This window comes from Brevibacillus sp. MCWH, from assembly GCF_013096935.1.
Classification (GTDB): Bacteria; Bacillota; Bacilli; order Brevibacillales; family Brevibacillaceae; genus Brevibacillus; species Brevibacillus aydinogluensis.
This window is the reverse complement of sequence record NZ_SDLF01000102.1, coordinates 1-571: the sequence shown is the minus strand read 5'-3', so window position 1 is coordinate 571 and position 571 is coordinate 1. Positions and strand designations below refer to the sequence as shown.

Genomic DNA, 571 nt, shown 5'->3' with positions numbered 1-571 from the left:
CTGTTGGCACTCGTGTCAACAAATACGATCCGCTTGCCGAAGTGATGACAGATAAAGTGAATGCGGAAATTCCATCTTCATTTGCTGGTGTGATTAAAGAAATTATCGCAAAAGAAGGGGAAACGTTGCCAGTTGGCGCCGTCATTTGTACGATTGAAGTCGAAGGAGAAGGCACAGAAACGGCGGAAACGAAACGAGAAGAAGCACCAAAAGCGGAAGTTCCGGCAGCGCCAGCACAAGCAGCAGCACCGAAAAAACCGGCGGGAGAAAGAGGCCGCTATTCGCCAGCCGTTCTTCGCCTTGCCCAAGAGCACAACATCGACCTTGAACAAGTACAAGGAACAGGCATGGGCGGACGCATTACGCGCAAAGACTTGTTGAAATTGATCGAATCCGGCAACATTCCAACGCCAAGTCAAACGCCAACCGCTCCGGTTCAAGCGCCTGTGCAGTCGGTACAAGAAGCGCCAAAAGCGGAAGCTTCAGTTGCGGCAGCACCGAAACAAGCCGCTGCGCCTAACGTACCGCTTCAACCAGGCGATATTGAAATTCCAGTGACACCAGTTCGAAA

1 protein-coding gene is annotated in these 571 nt (G+C 51.7%); it reads left to right on the top strand.

Going from position 1 to position 571, the window contains the following annotated elements; genetic code table 11:
- Positions 1-571, top strand: a 571-nt coding sequence (locus ETC00_RS19560) for an E3 binding domain-containing protein (protein ID WP_171567713.1), incomplete at both ends; no start/stop codon positions are given.